The organism is Gelidibacter sp. (assembly GCF_053579655.1).
In genome coordinates, this window is record NZ_JBMDWE010000013.1 from 57382 (window position 1) to 79687 (window position 22306).

Annotated in this window: 21 protein-coding genes; 9 read left to right on the forward strand and 12 right to left on the reverse strand. The window is 36.2% G+C overall.

Annotation, left to right across the window (positions count from 1 at the left end):
- Nucleotides 1–6: 6 nt before the first annotated feature.
- The gene (locus tag ACOH2D_RS08530; protein ID WP_449534965.1) at nucleotides 7–651 is read right to left on the reverse strand and encodes a hypothetical protein; all 645 of its coding nucleotides are present in this window, start codon (nucleotides 649–651) and stop codon (nucleotides 7–9) included.
- Nucleotides 652–1017: 366 nt separating this feature from the next.
- Between ACOH2D_RS08530 and ACOH2D_RS08535 the strand changes: the two genes are divergently transcribed.
- Entirely contained in the window at nucleotides 1018–2010 is a 993-nt protein-coding gene (locus tag ACOH2D_RS08535; protein WP_449534966.1) for a DUF3667 domain-containing protein, read from the forward strand.
- Nucleotides 2011–2226: 216 nt separating this feature from the next.
- Here ACOH2D_RS08535 and uvrA read toward each other — a convergent pair whose 3' ends face one another.
- The gene (uvrA, locus tag ACOH2D_RS08540) at nucleotides 2227–5010 is read right to left on the reverse strand and encodes an excinuclease ABC subunit UvrA (protein WP_449534967.1); all 2784 of its coding nucleotides are present in this window, start codon (nucleotides 5008–5010) and stop codon (nucleotides 2227–2229) included.
- A gap of 225 nt (nucleotides 5011–5235) precedes the next feature.
- Here uvrA and ACOH2D_RS08545 point away from each other — a divergent pair, with 225 nt between their 5' ends.
- Nucleotides 5236–5820, forward strand: coding sequence for an RNA polymerase sigma factor (locus ACOH2D_RS08545; RefSeq protein ID WP_348038957.1), 585 nt, complete (start codon nucleotides 5236–5238; stop codon nucleotides 5818–5820).
- A gap of 355 nt (nucleotides 5821–6175) precedes the next feature.
- On the opposite strand, the gene ACOH2D_RS08550 is transcribed toward ACOH2D_RS08545, so the two are convergent.
- Nucleotides 6176–6832 carry an endonuclease III domain-containing protein gene (locus ACOH2D_RS08550; RefSeq protein WP_449534968.1) on the reverse strand — a complete coding sequence of 219 codons (657 nt, stop codon included), beginning with the start codon at nucleotides 6830–6832 and terminating at the stop codon, nucleotides 6176–6178.
- Nucleotides 6833–6869: 37 nt separating this feature from the next.
- Here ACOH2D_RS08550 and bcp point away from each other — a divergent pair, with 37 nt between their 5' ends.
- Nucleotides 6870–7322 (forward strand): thioredoxin-dependent thiol peroxidase, encoded by a 453-nt coding sequence (gene bcp, locus ACOH2D_RS08555; protein ID WP_449534969.1) that lies wholly within the window; start codon nucleotides 6870–6872, stop codon nucleotides 7320–7322.
- A 73-nt stretch (nucleotides 7323–7395) separates the two neighbouring features.
- Here bcp and ACOH2D_RS08560 read toward each other — a convergent pair whose 3' ends face one another.
- The gene (locus tag ACOH2D_RS08560; RefSeq protein WP_449534970.1) at nucleotides 7396–8847 is read right to left on the reverse strand and encodes a TonB-dependent receptor; all 1452 of its coding nucleotides are present in this window, start codon (nucleotides 8845–8847) and stop codon (nucleotides 7396–7398) included.
- Between the two features lie 91 nt (nucleotides 8848–8938).
- Between ACOH2D_RS08560 and ACOH2D_RS08565 the strand changes: the two genes are divergently transcribed.
- Together ACOH2D_RS08565 and ACOH2D_RS08570 are read left to right on the forward strand one after the other, a co-directional pair.
- Entirely contained in the window at nucleotides 8939–9700 is a 762-nt protein-coding gene (locus ACOH2D_RS08565) for an MBL fold metallo-hydrolase (protein ID WP_348034925.1), read from the forward strand.
- Between the two features lie 6 nt (nucleotides 9701–9706).
- Complete coding sequence (locus ACOH2D_RS08570) at nucleotides 9707–9907, forward strand: hypothetical protein (RefSeq protein WP_449534971.1); 201 nt, start codon at nucleotides 9707–9709, stop codon at nucleotides 9905–9907.
- Between the two features lie 484 nt (nucleotides 9908–10391).
- Here ACOH2D_RS08570 and ACOH2D_RS08575 read toward each other — a convergent pair whose 3' ends face one another.
- The 6 genes from ACOH2D_RS08575 to ACOH2D_RS08600 all read right to left on the reverse strand — a co-directional run bounded on the left by ACOH2D_RS08575 (nucleotide 10392) and on the right by ACOH2D_RS08600 (nucleotide 17474).
- A complete protein-coding gene (locus ACOH2D_RS08575; RefSeq protein ID WP_449534972.1) occupies nucleotides 10392–11048 on the reverse strand; it encodes an alpha/beta hydrolase in 657 nt (218 codons plus the stop codon).
- Nucleotides 11049–11050: 2 nt separating this feature from the next.
- The gene (locus ACOH2D_RS08580; protein WP_348034922.1) at nucleotides 11051–11377 is read right to left on the reverse strand and encodes a hypothetical protein; all 327 of its coding nucleotides are present in this window, start codon (nucleotides 11375–11377) and stop codon (nucleotides 11051–11053) included.
- A 1-nt stretch (nucleotide 11378) separates the two neighbouring features.
- Entirely contained in the window at nucleotides 11379–12632 is a 1254-nt protein-coding gene (locus tag ACOH2D_RS08585; RefSeq protein WP_449534973.1) for a dihydroorotase, read from the reverse strand.
- Nucleotides 12629–14554, reverse strand: coding sequence for a BatA domain-containing protein (locus ACOH2D_RS08590; RefSeq protein WP_449534974.1), 1926 nt, complete (start codon nucleotides 14552–14554; stop codon nucleotides 12629–12631). The genes ACOH2D_RS08585 and ACOH2D_RS08590 overlap by 4 nt, the downstream gene beginning before the upstream one ends.
- A gap of 279 nt (nucleotides 14555–14833) precedes the next feature.
- Nucleotides 14834–16315, reverse strand: coding sequence for a S10 family peptidase (locus ACOH2D_RS08595; protein ID WP_449534975.1), 1482 nt, complete (start codon nucleotides 16313–16315; stop codon nucleotides 14834–14836).
- A gap of 385 nt (nucleotides 16316–16700) precedes the next feature.
- Nucleotides 16701–17474, reverse strand: a complete 774-nt coding sequence (locus ACOH2D_RS08600) for a TIGR02757 family protein (protein WP_348037569.1) — start codon at nucleotides 17472–17474, stop codon at nucleotides 16701–16703.
- Between the two features lie 210 nt (nucleotides 17475–17684).
- On the opposite strand from ACOH2D_RS08600, the gene ACOH2D_RS08605 reads away from it, so the two are divergent.
- A complete protein-coding gene (locus ACOH2D_RS08605) occupies nucleotides 17685–17828 on the forward strand; it encodes a hypothetical protein (protein WP_348037567.1) in 144 nt (47 codons plus the stop codon).
- Entirely contained in the window at nucleotides 17815–17988 is a 174-nt protein-coding gene (locus tag ACOH2D_RS08610) for a hypothetical protein (protein WP_348037566.1), read from the forward strand. The genes ACOH2D_RS08605 and ACOH2D_RS08610 overlap by 14 nt, the downstream gene beginning before the upstream one ends.
- Here the strand turns inward: ACOH2D_RS08610 and ACOH2D_RS08615 are convergent.
- Nucleotides 17978–18652: an ABC transporter ATP-binding protein gene (locus tag ACOH2D_RS08615; RefSeq protein ID WP_348037564.1), complete on the reverse strand. Its 675-nt coding sequence runs from the start codon at nucleotides 18650–18652 to the stop codon at nucleotides 17978–17980. The two genes, ACOH2D_RS08610 and ACOH2D_RS08615, sit on opposite strands and share 11 nt — an antisense overlap.
- Before the next feature lie 404 nt (nucleotides 18653–19056).
- Here ACOH2D_RS08615 and folE point away from each other — a divergent pair, with 404 nt between their 5' ends.
- Together folE and ACOH2D_RS08625 are read left to right on the forward strand one after the other, a co-directional pair.
- The gene (folE, locus tag ACOH2D_RS08620) at nucleotides 19057–19653 is read left to right on the forward strand and encodes a GTP cyclohydrolase I FolE (RefSeq protein ID WP_348037573.1); all 597 of its coding nucleotides are present in this window, start codon (nucleotides 19057–19059) and stop codon (nucleotides 19651–19653) included.
- Between the two features lie 51 nt (nucleotides 19654–19704).
- On the forward strand, nucleotides 19705–19983 hold the full coding sequence (locus tag ACOH2D_RS08625) for a hypothetical protein (RefSeq protein ID WP_348037562.1): 279 nt from the start codon (nucleotides 19705–19707) through the stop codon (nucleotides 19981–19983).
- A 91-nt stretch (nucleotides 19984–20074) separates the two neighbouring features.
- Here ACOH2D_RS08625 and ACOH2D_RS08630 read toward each other — a convergent pair whose 3' ends face one another.
- The gene (locus ACOH2D_RS08630; RefSeq protein ID WP_449534976.1) at nucleotides 20075–22303 is read right to left on the reverse strand and encodes a TonB-dependent receptor; all 2229 of its coding nucleotides are present in this window, start codon (nucleotides 22301–22303) and stop codon (nucleotides 20075–20077) included.
- Between the last annotated feature and the right edge of the window lie 3 nt (nucleotides 22304–22306).

Here is a 22306-nt window from a genome sequence, read left to right on the forward strand (position 1 = left end):
TTAATATTATCGTCCAACCTTCTTTTGTTTTTTATCAGCGCTGCCTTGTTTATAATAGTAGTAGTCCTTGTGATTGGCATAGTCTTTATAATTTGGGTTTGAGTGGACAGATGAATAGCGTGGTCCATATTGATAATTCCTGTTAGCCTCATGCACGGTGCCACGAGTGCTGATTATTTCGTCCCAACGATTATATTTCACTTTGAGTCCACCTACTTTGGATAATTTACCATCATCATAGTTCATTTTTATGGAGCCCAAGCGTTTGATTCTACCATGCTTATCATATTCGACAGCCACATTACCAATGCGTTTGACCATACCATTATAATTATGTTCGATGGTTACGCGGTTGACTATCGATTTTCCATAATATCTAACATTTATGGTTTTAGATCCACCTTGATCGGTATTCATTGAACTTCGGCGAGAGTTTGTTGACTGATTATTCAAATGTGTATTAAAATCAAAACTTCCGTCAGGGAAAATTAGGAACTCAACACCTTGCTCTATAAACATGATCGGTTCAACATATCGGTAACGTGCTTTATTTGTAAAATCATCGCCTTGTGGTGCAAAGTTGGTGTTTGATGCTGATATTGATGTCAATCCTATTAACACCATCGCATTAAAAAGTAATTGCTTTTTCATAATTAAAGGATTTAAGATGGTGCCTACTCATTAGCTTTTCGGCTTACGCTATATGATGAAACCTTTTCAAATTGCATGCCAAAAATGTTAAAACACTTGTTGTGAGGCGCTTGAGCTTTGTGCTGTCACAGGCTTCGCGTAAAACAGTTAACTTAAATAAGTATTAAATAAGTTAAGGAGAAATGATGTTGAAGTTGTGGCTTACAAATCGCACTTTTGAAACAATTGTATACAAGACAAAACTATTTATGGAACTTCATTACTTTTATATCCATTAATTATTTACTAATGCGAAGATCACTGACCGATTGCCAGAATTGTTCCCAGCGCTTTGAAGCTCATTATCCGTTTTGTCCATATTGCGGAATGAAATCAAAGGCTGAACTCACATTAGGTGTACTTTTCAATAATACTATCAGTAATTATTTTTCTGTGGATGCCCGGTTTTTTAAGAGTTTTATCCCGCTCATGTTCAGGCCAGGCTATCTCGCAAAACAGTTTGTTGAAGGCCGGCGATTATTGTATTTGCATCCTGCTCAGATTTATTTATTTATCTCAGTAGTGTTTTTCTTTTTGTTTTCATTTATCAGTCGCAAACAAGCAGAAACTTTCGATAGCGCTCTAAAGCATGATATTGAGCAAAGTCACATCTTTTTGGATTCTATAAAACAGAAAAAAAAGGATTCACTTGCTATAACATCGATAAATCAACAAGTTAAGGAATATGATTCCAAATCGGTTAATAATGAGAAACAACCTAAGGCTCAAATAGGCATGGGGCGACATTACCAATCTAATCCAAATTCGGCAGTTAAGTTTGATTTTAATGAGTTTGAAATAGATTCAATGATTCAGGTCGGCGCTTCTGATCAGGAAATATATCGAAAAATGGGAATGAAGGATGACGATAGCTATGTGGTTAAACGTGTTTTCAAACAGATTCTAAAATTTTTAAAGAGTAAAAGTGTAGGCTCTATTTTGCAAGCTTTTTATGACAGTATACCGCTGGCAATGTTTATATTATTACCAATTTTCGCTCTCATTTTGAAACTTTTCTATTTTAGAAAAGGGAGGTTCGCTTATCATCTGGTGTTTACTTTTTACTTTTTCGCCTTTCTATTTGCACTATTCAGCTTATTGGTTATAGCGAATTTAATATGGAAAAATATCCCAGGATGGATTATGGCGTTAGTTATGCTTTCTTCATTTATCTATTTGTTTTTGGGCGTAAAGCATTTTTATAAACAAGGATACCTTCGGAGTTTTATAAAAAGTAGTGCAGTGACCTTTTTGTTTTTGTTAATTGTATTGCCATTTTCTTTCGCTATTATGGGATTGGTAGCGTTTTTGTTTTATTGAGAAGAATAAAAGCTTGAAGCACGGAGTTGGAAGCTCGAAGAATGAAGATGGTAGTTATAAATGCTCTCGCAAAGGCGCAGAGGCGCAGAGAATGACGGATTATTCAAACTACATGAATCCCTCCGCAGAATCTGAATAGGCAGAAACTACAACCTACAAACTGCCAACTGCCAACTGCCAACTGCCAACTGAAGACTGCCAACTGAATACTGAACCCTAAATCTTCTCCTTCAAATATTTCCCAATCACAGAGTTTTTATTCTTAACCAATTCTTCAGGCGTGCCCACAGCAATTAATTTTCCGCCACGTTCGCCACCTTCAGGACCTAAATCAATAATATAATCCGCACATTTGATCAATTCGAGATTATGCTCAACAACAATAATGGAATGCCCTTGAGCAATCAGCGCTTGAAAAGATTTTAAAAGTTTTTTAATATCATGAAAATGCAAACCTGTCGTTGGTTCATCAAAAATGAAAAGTGCATTATCTCTTCTAGAACCTTTTCCTAAAAACGTGGCCAACTTAATACGCTGTGCTTCACCACCAGAAAGTGTTGAGGAACTTTGACCTAAAGTTACATAGCCCAATCCTACATCTTGTAACGGTTGTAATTTACTTTGAATTTTACTCTGGTCGTGTTTTTCAAAAAAAGCAATGGCATCATCAATAGTCATGGAGAGAACGTCATCAATATTTTTATCTTCAAAAGTGACTTCCAAAACTTCTTTTTTGAATCGTTTGCCGTTACAGGCTTCACAAGTTAAGTGCACATCGGCCATAAACTGCATTTCAATGGTCACTTCGCCATCGCCTTTACAGGTTTCACAACGACCGCCATCCACGTTAAAACTGAAGTGTTTAGCTTGATAGTTTCTTATTTTGCTCAATTTCTGATTGGCGTAAAGCGCTCTGATATCATCATAAGCTTTTACATAAGTCACCGGATTGGAACGTGAAGAACGTCCAATGGGGTTCTGGTCTACAAACTCAATATGCTTAATGTTCGTAAAGTTTCCTTTCAGTTCGGTAAACTGTCCGGCTTTATCTCCAAAGCCAGTCAGCTGTTTTTGAATTGCGGGATAGAGAATCTTTTTGACCAAAGTACTTTTACCGCTCCCAGAAACACCGGTCACGACCGTTAACATTTCTAAAGGAAAAGTCACATCAATATTCTGTAAATTATGTTCTCTGGCACCGATGATTTCAATTTGATATTTAGACGTACGACGCTTTTTAGGCACCTCAATTTTGAGTTTGCCGTTTAAATATTGAGCGGTCAACGAGTTCGATTTCAGAATATCTGCATAGCTTCCTGTGGCTACAACTTCGCCACCCAGGGTGCCAGCTTCCGGACCAATATCAATAATTTCGTCAGAGGCTTGCATGATATCTTCATCATGTTCCACCACAATAACCGTGTTGCCCAAATCGCGCAGGGCTTTAAGAACCGTGATAAGTTTTTCAGTATCTTTAGGATGCAGGCCAATACTCGGCTCATCCAGAATGTACATGGAACCCACTAAGCTGCTGCCTAAGGAAGTCGCTAAGTTGATACGCTGACTTTCGCCACCGGATAAAGTGTTCGACTTTCGGTTGAGGGTCAAATAATCAAGACCGACATTAAATAAGAAAGACAATCTATTTGTGATTTCTTTCAACAAGCGCTTAGCAATGGTTGTATCATATTCGTTCAGCTCCAGTTGATTAAAAAACTCGGCCAATTTATCTAAAGGCATGGTTACCAAATCCGTAATGGTAACGCCGTCAATTTTCACATAATTGGCTTCAGGTCGTAAACGTTTGCCGTGACAGGCGCTACATTTGGTTTTTCCTCTATAACGGGAAAGCATGACCCGATTCTGAATTTTATAAGCTTTTGACTCTAATTCAGCAAAGAAATCGTCCAAACCTGTAAAGTAGGCGTTGCCATCCCAAATGAGTTGTTTTTGATCATCCGATAATTGAAAATAAGGTTTGTGGATCGGGAAATCAAACTTATGAGAGTTATTGACCAATTGATCTCTAAACCAGCCCATGGTTTCACCTCGCCAAGGAAAGATGGCGTTTTCGTAAATAGAAAGTGCGGTATTTGGAATGATGAGTTCTTCATCAATGCCAATCACATCGCCATAACCTTCACATTTATGACAAGCTCCGTAAGGATTGTTAAAACTGAACAAATGGACGTTTGGCTCCAAAAAGGTCATGCCGTCCAATTCGAATTTATTGTTGAAAATGGTCTGGTTATGATCGGAAAGTGATTCGATGATGGTCGTGCCTTTCCCTTCAAAAAACGAGGTTTCAATAGCGTCCGCCAATCTATTATAAAAATCATCTTCGTGTTTGACGACAATTCTGTCCACCACTAAAAAGATGTTTTTTTCAATGCTTTTTTCGATCGCATCTTCAATCCGAAGGACTTCATTTTTATAGTGTACTCTTGCGTATCCTTGTTGTTGGAGCACTTTTAGTTTGTCGGTCATCGTACGGCCTTCCTCTAAAATAATAGGAGCGAGGAGCAATAGCTTTTCACCTTCTTCAAAGGATTTGACCAAATTTAAAACATCTGCAGTGGTATGTTTTTTGACCAAATTGCCCGAAATAGGCGAGTAGGTTTTCCCGATTCGGGCAAACAGCAATTTTAGGTAATCGTATATTTCGGTTGTCGTGCCAACTGTAGATCGTGGATTGGTAGAATTGACTTTTTGTTCGATGGCAATGGCTGGAGCAATCCCTTTAATGTAATCGACTTTTGGCTTGTTGAGGCGTCCCAAAAACTGACGCGCATAGCTCGATAAACTTTCCACATAACGTCTTTGACCTTCAGCATATAAAGTGTCGAAAGCCAAACTCGACTTTCCAGAACCTGATAATCCGGTTATAACCACCAATTTATTGCGCGGAATCACCACATCTATATTTTTTAGATTGTGAAGATTAGCACCTTTAATGATAATATTTTGTTTTGGATTTACTTCGGAAAGGTTAATGTTCATGGTCATTAAAGCATATAAGAATGCAAAGATACTACAACTAACGCTGTAGTGAAAAGAAGTTATTGTGCAATAAAATGTTAAAATTTCGGTCTGTTTTTTGCTTTATAGGAATATATGTTGTTATATTTGACCCAAATAACTTAAACAAAGCAGCCTATACCATAATATTACTTTAAAAAGATTAACCCCAAGCTCGGAACTATTCCAAGCATAAAAGTAATAATTATGAAGGACGAACTTATCGCAGACGCTGTTTTAGTGAGCAATTACGTTAAAGGAGACGAAGGTGCTCTTTCTATATTGATCACCAGACACAAGCAAAAAATCTATAGTTTTATCTACTCTAAAGTTTATGATAGAGATCTTACCGAAGATATCTTTCAGGATACATTTATCAAGGTTATCCGTACGCTCAAATTAGGAAAATACAATGAAGAAGGTAAGTTTTTACCTTGGGTTATGCGGATCTCACATAACTTAATCATTGATCACTTCCGAAAAAGTAAGCGCATGCCAAAGTTTGATAATGCTGGAGAATTCAGTATTTTTTCAGTGCTTAGTGATTCGTCATTAGATGCTGAAAAGGGAATGATCAAAGAGCAGATTGAATCTGATTTGAGACGATTGATCGAAGAATTACCAGAGGATCAAAAAAATGTATTGGTCATGCGGATGTATAATGATATGAGTTTTAAGGAGATATCTGATAAAACTGGCGTAAGTATCAATACGGCTTTAGGCAGAATGCGATACGCGTTAATCAATTTGAGAAAGGTTATTGAGGAAAAAAGTATAATTCTTACAAATTGATGTAATAAACGTGGTTTTGTTGCGTTAATAGGGTTGTAATCACATATAAAATCCCTAATAATGGCAAAACTTTACTCTAAATGTCCTCAAAAAAACGACAATCTAAATCCAAAAGATGAAACCGTTGATTTGCTTTTGAATTATTCCAAGGCTCTTAGTATTCTACGTTGGAATGACAGAAAGTTTGAATTAATTTTAAACTAAGACTAAAAAAGTCCCGACAACTAATTTGTTGGGACTTTTATATTTCTGCGAAAGTAGGAATCCCTGTGGTTGCTTAAAGTTAATCCAATAGAATTGGGATGGCTAATTTTATAAATTTTGAGGCGCTAAAATTCCGATCTTTAATTCAAAATCACTTCTTTTTAGCATAGTATTCTTTTAAAACACTTGCGCGTCCAATGGTTTTTGTGATAATATCTTTTTCCAAATCCCAACCGCGAGCGGGAGAATATTCCCTGCCATACCATATCATCTGTAAGTGCAAATCGTTCCAAGTTTCTTCAGGAAAAATACGTTTGGCATCTCTTTCAGTTTGCACCACATTTTTACCATTGGTCAAATTCCAACGGTACATCAATCGGTGGATATGGGTATCCACAGGAAACGCTGGAATTCCGAAGGCCTGAGACATTACGACCGCTGCCGTTTTGTGTCCAACAGCGGGTAGTTCTTCCAATTCCTCATAAGTTTTAGGCACTTGTCCGTTATGTTTATCGATCAAAATGTGTGATAATCCATGGATACCTTTGCTTTTCATTGGCGATAAGCCGACAGGTCTGATAATGTCTCTGATTTCTTCAACCGAGAGTTTAATCATGTCGTAGGGATTATCAGCTATTGCAAAAAGCAGTGGTGTAATTTGATTGACACGTACATCTGTACATTGTGCAGACATCAAAACAGCAATCAAAAGGGTATAAGGATCTTTATGGTCGAGAGGTACGGGAATTGTTGGATACAGTTGCTTTAACGTATTTATAACAAAATCTACCTTTTCTTGTTTGGTCATAAGTTGTATTTTTACAAATATCAAATTAAAAACAGTTATGACCAAATTAAAAGCAGGAGACAATGCTCCAAGTTTTTCAGCAAAAGACGAACAAGGAAATACCATTTCTTTGTCAGATTATAAAGGAAAAAAATTAGTGATTTTCTTCTATCCGAAAGCCAGCACCCCAACGTGCACCACTGAAGCTTGTAATCTTAGGGATAACTACGAAGATTTAAAAGCTAAAGGTTATGAAATATTAGGCGTCAGCGCTGATAGCGCCAAGCGACAAGCGAACTTTAAAGAAAAATATAAATTCCCATATCCATTATTGGCCGATGAAGACAAGGAAGTCCTTAAGGCTTTTGATGTTTGGGGCGAAAAGAAATTTATGGGACGTACCTTTGATGGGATTCATCGGGTAACTTTTGTGATTGATGAAAATGGTATTATCGTAAAAGTGATCGATAATGTAAAAGCCAAAATACATGCTGAGCAAATTTTGGAATAAATAGTTGATTCCAAAAAACGCATAAAAAAAGACCTTAGCGATTTAAACTAAGGTCTTTTTCTATTGTATTTTATTATTGATTGCGAATAACTTCTTTTGCCTCATAGCCAAATAGGCGTTTTTCCTTGATAATTTTTGAAACTCCAGGAGGTAACATTTCTTCCCAGCCCTCATCGCCATCAGTTATCGATTTGAGAACTGATCTTGAGAAAATGGTAAGGATTGACGGATCAAAATCTGTGATGTCCACCACTTTTCCGTTGTACTTGAAGAATTTATACAATTCCTTCATTCGAGGATGTACTTTTAAGGTTTCACTATCCATGATTGCAGCGTCTTCATTCAGCATTGGATAGAGATACACACGTAAATCCTTGAAAAATAGTTTTCCGAAAGCTTCTAAAATGCCGCCGCTTAAATGACGGTAATATTTCTCGTCAAAAATATCCACTAAGTTATTGACGCCCATGGATAATCCCATTCTGTTTTTAGAATATTGGGAGAAATACTCGACCAATTTGTAATACTCCTGAAAGTTGGAAATTAAAACGGTATGACCCAAAGAGCATAGCAATCTTGCTCGGTCCATGAAATCCTGCTCATCAATTTCGCCTTCAGCTCTTAAATTGGAAAGGGTAATCTCAAAAACAACTTGAGTATTGTTAGGATCGACTTTGTTTTCTTTAATAAACATGTCGTAAGATTTCTGAAACATGTCAATATTTACCTTGGTTACAGGTCTGAAACTACCGCGTAATGCCAAAATATTTTTCTTATAAAGAATTTTTGCAGGAAGCACGTTATTGCCATCAGGAGCAAACATAACCGCATCGGTCATGTTGTTTTTAACCAATTGTAAGCTCATCAGTCGATTATCAACATTTTCAAATACAGGACCTGAAAAGTTAATCGTATCAATTTCAATTTGATCCTGATCTAAATGATCATATAAGTAACGTAATAGTTTTTTAGGCTCATTGTACTTATAATAAGCGCCATAAATGAGGTTTGTTCCTAAAATACCAAGGGTTTCTTGTTGTAAACGTGCATCATTTTCTCTAAAACGCAAATGCAGAATGATTTCGTTATAAGGTTTGTCTTGGTCAATTTGATAGCGGATACCTACCCAGCCATGGCCTTTGTATTGTTTGGCAAAGTCAATGGTGGTCACGGTATTAGCGTAAGAAAAGAACATTTTATTGGGATGTTTATCTCTTGAAAGACGTTCTTCAATTAAGTTTATTTCATGAGATAACATTTTTCTCAAACGCGCTTCGGTCACATACCGTCCATCTTCTTCTGCGCCATAAATTGCATCGCTAAAATCTTTATCATATGCAGACATTGCCTTAGCAATAGTGTTAGAACCACCGCCCGCTCTAAAGAACTGTCTAACAGTCTCTTGTCCTGCCCCAATTTCAGCAAAGGTACCGTAAATATTCTCATTAAGATTAATACGAAGTGCTTTTGTCTTTAACGACGGAATATCTTCAAATTCCCTGTCGCCTTTTAAGGTGATCTCCATGTTGTAGATTGAGTTTTTGTCAACGACAAAGGTACCTAATTGCTATCTCAAACAAAAAATTAAACCTACTTTTGTTCTAAACAAAGCACCTTTGAAAATTACATTTTTAGGAACAGGTACATCTCAAGGAATTCCAGTGATAGGAAGCAGTCATCCTGTATGTTTAAGTGAGGATCCAAAAGACAAACGTCTTCGGGTTTCAGTGTTGGTCGAATGGAATGATTATACCTATGTCATCGATTGCGGTCCTGATTTTAGGCAACAAATGCTGAGTTCCAAATGTATCAAATTAGACGGTGTTGTTTTCACCCACGAACATGCCGATCATACGGCTGGTTTGGATGATATTAGACCGTTTTATTTTAAGCAGGGCGATATTCCTATTTATGCGCACATACGTGTTTTAAAAGCGCTTAAGAAGCGATTTGATTATATTTTTGAAACTGATAACAAATATGCAGGTGCACCAGGCGTAATGCCGATCCGAATTGAGAACAAACCCTTTAAACTAGGGGATTTAGAAGTGATGCCAATTAATGGATTGCACTATAAGTTACAGGTTTTTGGATTCAGATTTGGAGATTTTGCCTATTTGACGGATATGAAAACGATTGAAAAATCTGAAGTTAAAAAACTAAAAGGTGTCAAGGTGCTTGTTGTGAATGCTTTAAGAGAGGTTGAGCATATTTCGCATTTCAACTTAAAAGAGGCGCTTGCACTGATAAATGAAGTGAAACCGGAACGAGCCTATTTGACACACATCAGCCATATGCTGGGATTTCATGAGGAAGTGCAAAAGAAACTTCCTGAAAATGTCTTTTTGGCTTATGATAATTTGGTAATAAACCTATAAAATTTTATGAAAGGAAAACTCTTTATGTACGCATTTGTATTTGCGTTTTTATTAATCGTATTTCAATATGTGAATTCAAAAAACATCTTTGAAACTTATCAAGAGAAAATGACGAAGCACATCGAAAGAGAGCAAGTGCTGAAAGATTCTATACGAAAATTGAATAGAGAATTAAAGGAACTGAAGGATCAGCTTGAGATGGAGTAGAGGACGAAGAAATTGAAATTGAAATTGAAGTGGAAGTTGAAGTTGCCTGCCCGTACGTAGCTTTAGCAAAGTCGAAAATTCTAACACTAAACTTTTTATTTTAAATCATTGATGTCCGATTAAAACTTGCAGTATTTCGCGTAACCTTTTGTATATAGCGATTTTTAAAGTTTTCTTCAACTATGGGCTTCATTTGTTTTTTATTAGAAACGTTTATAAAATATGAGAATTTAGTTCGAGTCTTAAATTATATGCCCCATGCTTTCAGTGCTTTACGACACGAGTCTATATTCTAGGTTCTATCAACGCAGTGGTCTTGGTTCTTTTACTGAACAATAGTGATTTTAAATTTGGAGTAAGAATATTTAAGACAAAGTAATCTTAAATTTTATATACAAACTCCTCAACTAAAAAACTCAAAAATCAGAATTGAAGTTCCAACTTTTGAGTTTATATTTTTGACTCATAATCTTTTCTAAAGAGATTACTTCTCCAAACGCTTATTCAACCAACTTCTGAATTCATAAAAGTTTTGAGGCGCAACGCCGTGGCCCGTAGGAAATTCATGGTAGGTATTTTTAATGGATAGCGCATTTAAAAACTGAGGCACTTTCCGTGCCCATTCTACGGGTATCACTTGGTCAACACTGCCGTGCGAGCAATAAAATGCTAATTTAGAATAGTCCTTGGTTTCAAGTTCATCTGGAAGCATGTCAGGACTGATATAACCGCTTAGTGCGATGATGTTTCTGACTTTTTCAGGATAGGTTAGCGCGACGGCATAACTCAAAATGGTACCTTGACTAAAACCTAAAAGTGTAACGTTTTCTTTATTAATAGGATAAGTTTCTTTGACTTCATCGATAAATTTGGCAATCAAATCGCGTGACTTTATTGCTTGCTCATTGTCATTCCATTTGTTCATTTCGGCATCGAAATTAATCGCGTACCATGCATTTCCGTAAGGTTGCATGGGGTAGGGCGCTCGTGTTGAAATAATGAATAATTCCTCTGGCAATTCAGAAGCAAAACCAAAGAGATCGTTTTCATCACTGCCATAACCATGAAACATGATGAGGACAGGTGCATTTTCTTTTAAAGTTGAAGGTCTTGTGATATGATGTAAAGAAAGTTTAGACATTACTAATTGATATTTTTAAACCATTCTTGGAATTTTTCTCCAAAAACGGGAATGGGTTTATATTGTTCTTTTATGGCAGAATAGATTGCCAGTACCCAGCCTGTAAAAGTGATGATCCAAAAGGCTGTGCCTAAAAGACTGTTGACATATTGTTCTACCAAATTTGAAAAAACCAACATGATCATCAATCCAAACATCTGCCGAATGTGGAATAAGGTAAATTGATTTCGTTTTTCTAAATTCATGATGATGGCTATAATTAATCCTACAAAAGTTATATAACTTATGATGGCCAATTTTTTGCCCTCTTTAATTGTGGAGTCTTGCATATTAATTTAAAACCAATTGATTGTTTGAAAAGATACCGTAAACCTTACCTTTTAGTGGATAGTTTTCAAAGATGGCATTTTTTGAGCTAGAAAGGATCATCTCTTTATTGAATGTGTAATTTTCATTAGGATTGAACAGGGTCAGCTTTGCGTTTTTACCAACGGCAATTGACGTGGGGTCAATCCCAAAACGCTCTTTGCCTTTAGTTAACAAATCGATTGTTTTCTTTATGGTAAAAACGGTGTTTAAAGCGCCGAATGCTGTTTCCAAACCTATGCTGCCATACATGGCGTAATCAAACTCTATTTTTTTGTGTTCAATATCGATGGGGTTATGGTCGCTCGTTACCATATCGATGGTGCCGTCCTTAAGGCCTTCAATAAGTGCAACACAATCGGACTGTGTTCTTAAAGGTGGTAAAACCTTAAAGCGTGTATCAAACGTTGATAAAACATCATCTGTCAGTATTAAATTATGAATAGCTACGCTACAGCTGACATCCAGTTTTTTAGCTTTTGCAGTTCTAATCAATTCTACTGATTTGGCAGAAGAAATAGTAGGAATATGCAATTTTCCACCCGTATATTCCAATAAAAACAAATCGCGAACAATCTGTAATTCTTCAGCAAGTGTCGGATTTCCTTTAAGGCCTAACGAGGTGCTCATAACGTTTTCATTGACCACACCTAGTCCAGAAATTTTAGATTCCTGCGGAAACGAATAAATCAAGCCTCCGAAATTACTGGCGTATTGCAAGGCCAGTTTCATTAAATTTGGATTCCTGATAGGTTTTTGATAATCGTAATAAGCGATGACCCCTGCGTTTTTCATGTCGAACAGTTCGGCCAAATCCTCGCCTTCACTGTGTTTTGTTAAGGCACCAATAGGATATAAATTAACAGGATTGCCTTGTGCTTTGCTTTTTAGGAATGAGATATCAGCATAACTGTCAATAACAGGATTTGTGTTGGAATTTACGGCAACATCCGTAAAGCCTGATCTCGCCGCTGTTTCTAGTCCGTTGGCAATTGTTTCGCGTTCTTCGTAGCCAGGTTCTCCAAAACTCACGCTGCTATCAAACCAACCTTGAGAAACATGTAAATTGTCTAAAGTAATTTCTTTGACTTTAGATGGGTTTTTAATCTCTTTTGAAATTTGGGTTATGATACCTTTTTCTATGAGGATATCGCAGGTTTCATTGTGGAAATCGCTTTTAGAGTCTACAATGGTGGCAGATTTTATGAGTACGTTCATTTAAGGAATTTTAATATGAGCATTTCAATAATTAAAAAAGCTACTGCAAAAATAACAAACCATTTCCATAGCTCATTCACATTTGCGTTACTTTTTATGGCGTCAATGGCAGATGCAACCGAACTGTTTTTTAGACTGTTCGTTACTTGTGAAAGATTCATGTAATTAAGATTACTTTCTTTTCTGTCGTAATTATAACTGAGGTGCTGAATGATGTTGTCCTTATTCTTGACCTCATAAGTTCCTGCCGTATTGGGATAGTCGTCAGTAATTAATTGGACTTTATGGGTATACGTTTGCTGCATTGGAATAACGGAAGATTCTGCATTGCTCAATTTTAAAATAGCGTCTTGAAGCAAGGTTGTATTGATGTCGATGGTATTTTTGGTGCCAATGGTATAATATAAACGTGGTAATTTTAAGCTTTGTTTCCCAATGTTATATAGAACAGGCACAATCAATGGGGAATTTTTAAAATTGGAATTGTCGTCATCCAACGCTGCTGTAAAAACAAACACATTATTGGCTTGAGTTAAGAAGGCTGTGTTGTCTTCAAAACTTAGAATATTTGCGGCAGTAGGGTTAGATATTTTATAAAATGAATTGACTTTTGGATATTGAAAATTATCCACTTTTTTGTCAAAAACGTTGCTTAAAAGTGGATGCGAGAAATTGATTTTGGTAATGAGTTTTTCTGTTGCTGCTTTAGATGAAAAACTCGGTAATGAATAATTTTCAAATAGTTGATTGTAAGAGTTCAAATCTGATTCAACTGAAGGGATTATTAAAATGCTTCCACCGTCATTTGAAAATGAATTTAACGAGGTAATTAGCGCATTTGGAATGTTTTTTAACTCATTGAGGACAATCAAATTCTGATCGACGATACTATTATAATTTAATCCCTTATAATCAACCAACGTCAAATCGAATTCATCATCGGTGTAAAGTTTCTTTAAAAAATCGGCATTGGCTTCATTAATGACCAATACTTTGATTGGTTGGTTTTTATCTAAATTAAAATAAAAGGTGTTGTCGTATTTTAGGTTAGCGTCATCGATCGTAATTTTTCCTTTAAATGCTTTGTTGTTGGGAATTGTGAAAACAGTTTCAGCTTTTCTGTCAATTGCTACTGCACTTTTAGCGATGAGCTGATCGTCTTCCAATAGAGAAACCGACACGGTTTCAATAGGAATTCCTTGGTTGCTTAAATTGACCGTTAATTCTAAAGTTTCTACATTGGTTTTAGAAATATATAACGAATCAATGCTGACATTACTTGTATTTTTAGGTTGTAATTGTACTAATCTGTAATTGATGAGACTGTCATTCTGAAGTGTTAAAATATCGTCTTTTTGCTGAAAATCAGAAATTAAAACCAAGTTTTTGATGCGACCTTTGTCTTTTGAAAATGCTTTTTGTCCCTTCAAAACAACGGCGTCATAATCTAATTGATTAGATGAATAGGAGCGTTGGATCAAATCGTTTTTAATGGCTTTGATACTCGTATTGGGAAAGTTAAAATCATTAGTAAAAATATGAAGCGTTTCATTTTCATCTACATGTGCAATCAAATCTTGAATTGCTGTATTTAGTAAGGTTCCATTAGTTCCTTTGGCTTGCATGCTAAAGGAGTTGTCCAAATAGATGACTGTTTCGGTTTTCGTATTAAAACTTTTAGTGTTCGCTTGATAAGGCTGTGCGAAAGCAATGATAATACAGGCCAAAAGTAACAAACGGGTAAATAAGGTCACCCATTTTTTGATTTGTGAGCTTTTACGCGTTTGTAAAGTAATGTTTTTAAGAAATTGAACGTTTGTAAAAGCAACTTTTTCAAAGCGTCGCAATTGAAATAAATGAACGATTATAGGAATAATGAGCAGCAGTAGAGCATATAGAATTTCGGGGTTTTTAAACTGCATTCCTTTTTCTGGTTTTAGAGGTCGAACAAGCGGGTCAAATATAAGAAATACAAGATGATTAGCGAATTCTGGTTTCGAGAGATTTAACGATTATAACTAGCGAATGTTAATAGCAAGAAATAATCAAGGATTAAAATTTCGGATGATATTCCTATCATAGTCCAAATGAAATCAATTTCTCAAGGAAGATGATTTTTGACTTACTTTTAAAACAATTTGAGGAGATAAGCCTTAAAATAAAAAAGCCTGATAATTTGATTTATCAGGCTTTTTGGTTATTTAATATTTTGCGGATTGTCCTTTAGATGCAGAGTCCAGGATAAACTGCCGTATATCATCTGTAGCTGTCTTTAAATCGTTTTTCCTTAAATACATCATATGTCCACTTCTGTAGCCTTTAAAAGAAACACGATCCTTCATTCGACCGCTTGGGTCCATTTGTCCTACTGTGTATTTTGCAGCAAAATAAGTCGTTGCGCCGTCATAATAACCTGATTGGACCAAGACTTTTAAATACGGGTTTTGAGCCATGGCTTGACGTAATCCATCACGTGTGCTATCATATTGTCTGTCCCAAGGATGCACATCGCCAAACATATTGTATTTAATGTCGGTTTTAAACTTAAGCTCTTCACGCAGGTAATAGTTGATAGCAGGCGTAAAAGAATGTAACCAAGAGGTTAATTCGGCGTTATAATCAGGAGAATCTCCTGCGTTCATTTTGTCTATTCCTAGATAACGTGAATCCAATCTACCGATCGTATAACCTTTATCACGTAACAATTCTTTCCAGAAGAAATTGGTTGGAATATTCATATTATGATCAATAATCGAAGCTTTGTCCAATCCGGAATACAGACTCATTTTTTCAGCGACCTGATTTCTTTCGGTTTCTGATATAAAACCTCCTTTAGCGATGGCTGGCATGACATTGTTAATAGTATATGTCTCTACTTCAGGTAAAATATCTAATAAATCCTTTTGCTGTAAAGCAGGCGAAAGCGCTTTTTGATACCAAGCGGCTGCAGTAAAATACGGCAAGTTTAAAGCGGAATAAATAGGTTGATCTGTAGAGTATATTTTATAATCGGCTGGCGATACTAAAATAACACCGTTCAAGTACATCCACTGATTGTTTTGTAGTTCTTTGGATAATCCCATAACCCTTGGGCCGCCATAGCTCTCGCCGATTAAGTATTTAGGCGATTCCCATCGGTTTTTTCTGGAGACAAAAGTGTTCATCCATTCTGCTAAATATTTAATATCCGCATTGATTCCGAAGAATGTTTTTCTGTCTGGCAATTTGCCGTCTTTATCTTCAACCATTCGGGAATATCCTGTATTTACAGGATCGATAAAAACGATATCGGCAACATCTAAAATAGAATGTGGATTTGGTTTAACGCCATAAGGTTGAACTGGATAACCTTCGTCATCAATATTTAAAATCACAGGGCCTGTATAAGCAATGTGCATCCACGCCGATGCAGAGCCTGGGCCGCCGTTAAATGAAAAGATGATAGGTCGTTTTTCCTTGTCACTATTGCTTTTTTTGTAATAGGTGTAAAATAAAGTGGCAATTGGTTCGCCTTTTGCATTCCAAACAGGTTGCGTTCCTGCAATGGCTTGGTAAGAAAGATTTTGACCTTTAATAGCTACGGTATGATTGGTCACAACCATCGTATCTAAAGGGATTTTTTTGACTTGTGAAAAGAGCAAGCCTGTAGACAGTAATGTTAATAGTAAAAAGAGGTTTTTCATGTAGTTAGAATTTTAAGCTTTAAATATAAGATGTTTTTTTGAAAACTATTTTGAAAACATCTCATCAGTCGATTTTAGACTTTTTTATTTGGCTATAGTAAACGTAAATACAATTCCTTGGCCTAATTCTACAGTTACACTGATTTCGCCTCCTAGTTTACCGACAACACTTTTTATGGTGCTTAAAACGATACCAGTGCTTGGTTTTCTGTTTTCATCCAGGATGGAAGATTGATTATAGTGTCATAATCTGCTTCAGGAAGCGTGTCAAGTAGTCGGTAATCAGATAATATATTTAAGCTTAAAATCTCATTTTCAGCAAGCTTAGGAGATTTGCATCGTGTTCTTTTTAAATGTTGTAGATAGTCAAAAGCAGGCTATTGTTTTAGGATTTTGAGAAATCTTCAAAGACCCCTAAGCCAAAAAGTGCAAAATCATATTTGACAGGATCATTTTTATCTAATTCCCTTAAAGCTTTGTCAAGTTCGTCCAAAGCTTTGGCGTCGTTTTGTGTTCTTCGCAATAAGCCTAAGGCCCGTGCCACATTTCCCGAATGCACGTCTAATGGGCAGGATAATTGAGCAGGAGAGAGCTGCTTCCAGATGCCGAAATCGACACCGTTATTATCATTTCTGACCATCCATCTTAAAAACATGTTGATGCGTTTAGCTGCTGAGTTTTTTAAAGGATCGCTCACATGCTTTTGGGTTCTTCGCAAATGCTCAATCTCGAAAAAATTGCTTTTAAACTGATGAATGGATTTCTGAATTGAAAATTCTTCTGCATGTTTTGAAAATATGGCTTCCAATCCATCGTGATTTGTATAGATGTGATTTAAACTTTTTATGAATTGTATGAAATCGTCATCATTAAAAGTTCTATGTACAAACGATCTGAGTTTCTCCAAATCATCAGACTCATGGTTTTTCACAAAATCGTAGGGCGAATGGTCTAGCATGGCCATCATTTTATTGGCATTTGTAATAATGCTTTTTCGGTTTCCCCAAGAAATGGTGGCTGTTAAAAAACCTGCAATTTCAATATCTTCTTTTTTTGAAAATTGATGGGGAATTTGGATAGGATCACTTTCAATAAACCGCGGATGGTTATACTGTAAAACTTTGGCGTCCAAAAACTCTTTGAGTTCTTGTTTTTTCATTGGTTTTTGCAAAAAAATATAATTTGTAGAATTAATAATTTAAATATCAGCAATCTTCTTGCCATAAACTAAATATACGGAAATCAATTTTGCAAGATCGAGTAAATTCAGTTTAACGCTATCACAATTATTTTAACCTCAATTCGGTTTTATGTTTTTGGTGTCCTTTTAATTGGTTAAATTAGAGGATCTCTTTAAAATTTGACACAAATGAAATCTCTTATAAAATTTGGTTTAAAATCAGCGGTTGCCCTTTTTGCCATTGGCGTTGGGACGAAATTAGGCAAGGATGCCATCAATGATTTAAAAGACCATCAAGATAAACGTAAAAACTCAGATTATGGACGATACTAATGACATTGTAGATTCAACTTTAAACGTTGTAAGCAACTCAATCACTAATTTTGACAATGTTTTAGGTCATGTTTCGCTTTATAAAAGTGGACACAAATTAGGAGGCGCCATCAGCAATTTAATTGATAGAATTGTGGATATTATTCCAATTATAAAATAAGTCCGCTTACAATTTTTCCGTCTACCATAACCAACTTCCGGTCCGCCATGTCAGCTAACTCCTCATTATGAGTCACGATGACGAAGGTTTGGCCGAACTCATCACGAAGTTTAAAGAAAAGATTATGAAGGTTTTCAGCACTTTCGCTATCTAAATTTCCTGATGGTTCATCGGCAAAAATCAACTCTGGGTTATTGATCAAGGCTCTGGCAACTGCTACGCGCTGCTGTTCGCCACCTGACAATTCTCCTGGCTTGTGATGGTATCTGTGACTTAATCCTAAAAAGTCCAGTAGTTCTTTGGCGCGTTTTTCAGCCTCAATTTTAGAGGTTTTTTTTATAAACGCCGGAAGGCACACATTTTCTAATGCTGTAAATTCAGGCAGTAATTGATGAAACTGAAAGATAAAACCAATATGCTCGTTTCTAAACTTCGCCAGATTTTTATCCGTTAGGTTCATGATATCAATATCATTGATGTGCAATGTGCTCTGTTCCTTGGTGGAAGCTCTGTCCAAGGTCCCTAAAATATGCAGTAAAGTTGTCTTTCCGGCGCCTGAAGCTCCTACGATGGAGACTATTTCGCCTTTTTGAATGTTAAGACTGACCCCTTTAAGAACATGAAGATCATCGTAATATTTATGGATATTGGTTGCTTTTATCATAGACTAAAAAAGGAAAGCAAGGTAGCATTTTGTTTGCTGTTGTACAATAAATTCCAGTGTAATCAAAGATTCATCAATCCGATGTATAAAATATGAACAAAGAATAAAGCGGGAATCTCGTCTTGTAGGTTCAGGTAATAAGAACGAAGCCAATTTCCATCAATCATAAATAAGATATGGCAATCCAGAAGGTTTTCTCCCGCAGAACTTTCTAATTCACACAGATCAGATTCGCAATCTATCCTGCTTATAAGAGAATTCCATCCCTTATACTCGAAATATTTTTTAAATCCCTGGGATCGTCCTTCGCATATATTTGAAAAATGAATTGATTGTAAAACTCGCTTTATAGTTTACTTTTCATTTTTATGCTGTATTTTTATATGAACTCTAAAAAAGAAAAGATGCCTTACGACCATTTTGAAGCATACGACATCAAAGTCACTGAAGAAATTAAAGAAAGATATAAATACATTCTTCAAGAGCTGGGTGAGGATGTTAGCAGAGAAGGACTGTTGAAAACTCCAGAACGCGCTTCCAAGGCGATGCAGTTTTTGACGCAAGGCTATCATCAAGATGCCGCTGAAATTTTGAAAAGTGCGATGTTTAAGGAATCCTATAATGAAATGGTCATTGTTAAGGATATTGAGGTGTATTCTCTTTGCGAGCATCATATCTTACCGTTTTTTGGAAAGGCTCATATTGCCTATATTCCCAAAGGATATATTGTCGGGTTGAGTAAATTACCAAGAATTGTGGACATATTTGCAAGACGTCTACAAGTTCAAGAACGTTTAACAAAACAAATTTTGGATTGCATCAATGATACGCTGCAACCTCAAGGGGTCGCCGTTGTTATTGAGGCTTCACATATGTGTATGATGATGCGTGGAGTTCAAAAACAAAATTCAGTGACCACAACTTCCGGATTTAGAGGACAGTTTGAACAAAATGAAACACGAAATGAGTTTTTAAAATTGATCAGCAATAAATTTTCCTAAACATATTTTGGTATATTTTTTGTGTAAATAAGTTCAATTAATCTTTATAAAATGAAGTTAGAAAACTTAAGCAAAAATAAAAAGTTGGTCTTGGGTATCGTTTTTGACCTTATCGGAATGATCACTTTTATTGATATTATTTGGGCTCCTGTTTCAGGACTCTTAATGTCAAAAATGTATGCGGGCAGAAAAGGTAGGATAGCAGGGATATTTTCTTTTATTGAGGAAATATTACCAGGTTTTGATATTATTCCGTCCTTTACAATCATGTGGTTCTATACTTATGTGTTTAGCAAAAAGCCAAAACTTATAGAAGTAAAAGTAAAATAAGAAAAATCCCTTTCAATTGCTGAAAGGGATTTTTAGTTTTAGGGCTATTAGCCTTTTTTGTTTTTAAAAATCTGAAAAGGTGTTAGCGAGATTATAGGTTATAGGTCAATCCTACATTGATATTTCTCCCAATATTGTAGAGGCCTTCTGATTTTAAACGCGACAGATGATTGATATACTTTTTATCCGTCAAGTTGCTTCCCGAAACTCTAATGTCCAGGTTATTTTTGAAAAGATTGATGGTCCCTCCAAAACCAGCCCCTAACAGATTGTAGCCATCTGTTGTGGTTTCAAACGCACTGATATTAGATTGTTTGAAATTGGTATTCAGTCTCACAAAAGCATAAATTTTTTGTACAGATTTTGTGTCGAACTCAATGCGAAGTGTGTTTGACAGGGAATTGGAAGGAATGAGTGGCAAGTAGCTGTCATTTTTTTGCTTTCCAGTAACCGTTTCAAAACTGCTTTCAAAGTGCAACCAATCAAGAGGATGTGGGTGGATGTGCAATCCAATTTCGCCACCATACAAATTGGCATCTTCCTGTAAATAATTATAAACAGGCGTGTTTTCGATAAGCTCTCCGTTTGGCGAAATGAAAATATAATTATTCACTTTATTATAAAAAGCATTGGCAAAAACTTCAATATGTTCATTTTTATACTCCAAAGCCAAATCTACTTGAAAATTTTGTTCGTTTTTCAGATTTTCATTTCCTATCTCATAACGGTTAGTACCTTCATGAGTGCCATCAGAAGTAAGTTCAGCCAAATTTGGAGCTCTATACCCCGAAGCGAAATTAATTCTGGTCGTGATCAGTTTAGCAATCTTTGTTTTATAGCCCAGCGCGCCATTAAAGCTGGAGAAATCTTTATTTAAACCAGAAATCACGTCAATTGTTCTGTGGTCAAAACGTGCTCCAATTTGAATGTCAGAATTTTCAAAATGAATGTGTGAGGTTGCCAAAAATCCAAGATCATTGGTCGTAGCATTTGGAATTAATTGTTCTTCTCCATAATTGTAATTGCTTTGGGTCATTCCTTGAACACCAACAATAGTTTCAAATTTACCAAGGGTTGGCAGATTATATTTGATATCGTAATTAAAAGTTTTTAATTTCATGTGCAGTGCTGCTTCCAAATCCTCATGATCGTCGTGATCTTCATCATCGAGATCGTCATGGTCGTCATGGTCGTGATGATGATGGTCTTCAAATTCTTTGCGATCATTATAAAGCAATCCTAAACTGACATCTAAACTCGAATCATTAAAAAAGACGGTCGATTTTGAACTTAACACATGATTGGTAATCTCCTGAAAAGGCAGTAAGGGCGTCTTATCTGTTGTTTGTTCGCCAATCTCATCAGGAATTCCAAGTTTCGAATTATTGACGTTGTAGCGCACTTCAGTTTTAAAATTGGATTTTTGATAACCTAAACCTGCTTTAAAATCCTGTTCTCTGAATCGGCTGTTGGTTACTCGGTAATCTGCCGTGTTGTAATCGGCATGCTCAGCAAGACTTCCTCTGAATAAAAATTTGAAATGTTCTCCAGAAGCTTTATAACCTGCATCGGTGTTAAAGCCTTTGGTATTGCTAAAATAGTTGTAGCTGGCATCGGCTTTATCACTGTTTACTTGGGCAAATCGTTCAGGATTTAAATAAAGCACGCCGCCAAGCGCATCACTGCCATAGAGTAGGGAAGCAGGGCCTTTAATGACTTCGACACTTTCAATTCCAGCATCGCTCAAGCCTAGGCCATGTTCATCGCCGAATTGTTGATTTTCTAATCGTACCCCTTGTGTGTACACTAAAACACGATTGGAACTTAATCCTCTTATGACCGGTTTTCCAATACTCACACCGGTAGTTATGCTTTCTACACCAGCAATAGTTGTGAGACCATCAGCTAAGGTTACTGCACCTTTCGCTTTTAAATTGGCAATGGTTTTACGTTCTACCATCATCACATTTTCACTCTGAAGTTTATGAAAAGGTGTTGAAATGATAATTTCTTCCATTTCGATGGCCGATGGAATCAGTGCGATGTTTAGATTCGTGGCGGATGGGAAATTAACATTCTGCGAAAATGTTTCATAACCTATTATTGAAACGACGATGGAGTATGTGCCATTTGGAATATTGGAGATCGTATAATTTCCTTTTAGGTCTGTTGTGGTTCCTTTTTCGAGTTGTGGCAAATAGATATTTGCGAAGATTAAAGGTTCTTTTGAATTTTTTTCTACTACGCTACCACTTAGGGTGTTTTGGGAGTAAATGGACGACACTGCCAGTAAGAGCAATGCATTGAATATATATTTCATAAT

What these genes read in the sequence shown, in the direction of transcription:
- ACOH2D_RS08600 (WP_348037569.1), bottom strand. Translation starts at nt 17,474, where the DNA reads ATGAAAAAACAAGAACTCAAAGAGTTTTTGGACGCCAAAGTTTTACAG.
- ACOH2D_RS08605 (WP_348037567.1), top strand. Translation starts at nt 17,685, where the DNA reads ATGAAATCTCTTATAAAATTTGGTTTAAAATCAGCGGTTGCCCTTTTT.
- ACOH2D_RS08595 (WP_449534975.1), bottom strand. Translation starts at nt 16,315, where the DNA reads ATGAAAAACCTCTTTTTACTATTAACATTACTGTCTACAGGCTTGCTC.
- ACOH2D_RS08580 (WP_348034922.1), bottom strand. Translation starts at nt 11,377, where the DNA reads ATGCAAGACTCCACAATTAAAGAGGGCAAAAAATTGGCCATCATAAGT.
- uvrA (WP_449534967.1), bottom strand. Translation starts at nt 5,010, where the DNA reads ATGAACATTAACCTTTCCGAAGTAAATCCAAAACAAAATATTATCATT.
- ACOH2D_RS08560 (WP_449534970.1), bottom strand. Translation starts at nt 8,847, where the DNA reads ATGGAGATCACCTTAAAAGGCGACAGGGAATTTGAAGATATTCCGTCG.
- ACOH2D_RS08610 (WP_348037566.1), top strand. Translation starts at nt 17,815, where the DNA reads ATGGACGATACTAATGACATTGTAGATTCAACTTTAAACGTTGTAAGC.
- ACOH2D_RS08575 (WP_449534972.1), bottom strand. Translation starts at nt 11,048, where the DNA reads ATGTCTAAACTTTCTTTACATCATATCACAAGACCTTCAACTTTAAAA.
- ACOH2D_RS08535 (WP_449534966.1), top strand. Translation starts at nt 1,018, where the DNA reads ATGAAATCAAAGGCTGAACTCACATTAGGTGTACTTTTCAATAATACT.
- ACOH2D_RS08585 (WP_449534973.1), bottom strand. Translation starts at nt 12,632, where the DNA reads ATGAACGTACTCATAAAATCTGCCACCATTGTAGACTCTAAAAGCGAT.
- bcp (WP_449534969.1), top strand. Translation starts at nt 6,870, where the DNA reads ATGACCAAATTAAAAGCAGGAGACAATGCTCCAAGTTTTTCAGCAAAA.
- folE (WP_348037573.1), top strand. Translation starts at nt 19,057, where the DNA reads ATGCCTTACGACCATTTTGAAGCATACGACATCAAAGTCACTGAAGAA.
- ACOH2D_RS08625 (WP_348037562.1), top strand. Translation starts at nt 19,705, where the DNA reads ATGAAGTTAGAAAACTTAAGCAAAAATAAAAAGTTGGTCTTGGGTATC.
- ACOH2D_RS08570 (WP_449534971.1), top strand. Translation starts at nt 9,707, where the DNA reads ATGAAAGGAAAACTCTTTATGTACGCATTTGTATTTGCGTTTTTATTA.
- ACOH2D_RS08545 (WP_348038957.1), top strand. Translation starts at nt 5,236, where the DNA reads ATGAAGGACGAACTTATCGCAGACGCTGTTTTAGTGAGCAATTACGTT.
- ACOH2D_RS08550 (WP_449534968.1), bottom strand. Translation starts at nt 6,832, where the DNA reads ATGACCAAACAAGAAAAGGTAGATTTTGTTATAAATACGTTAAAGCAA.
- ACOH2D_RS08590 (WP_449534974.1), bottom strand. Translation starts at nt 14,554, where the DNA reads ATGCAGTTTAAAAACCCCGAAATTCTATATGCTCTACTGCTGCTCATT.
- ACOH2D_RS08615 (WP_348037564.1), bottom strand. Translation starts at nt 18,652, where the DNA reads ATGATAAAAGCAACCAATATCCATAAATATTACGATGATCTTCATGTT.
- ACOH2D_RS08630 (WP_449534976.1), bottom strand. Translation starts at nt 22,303, where the DNA reads ATGAAATATATATTCAATGCATTGCTCTTACTGGCAGTGTCGTCCATT.
- ACOH2D_RS08530 (WP_449534965.1), bottom strand. Translation starts at nt 651, where the DNA reads ATGAAAAAGCAATTACTTTTTAATGCGATGGTGTTAATAGGATTGACA.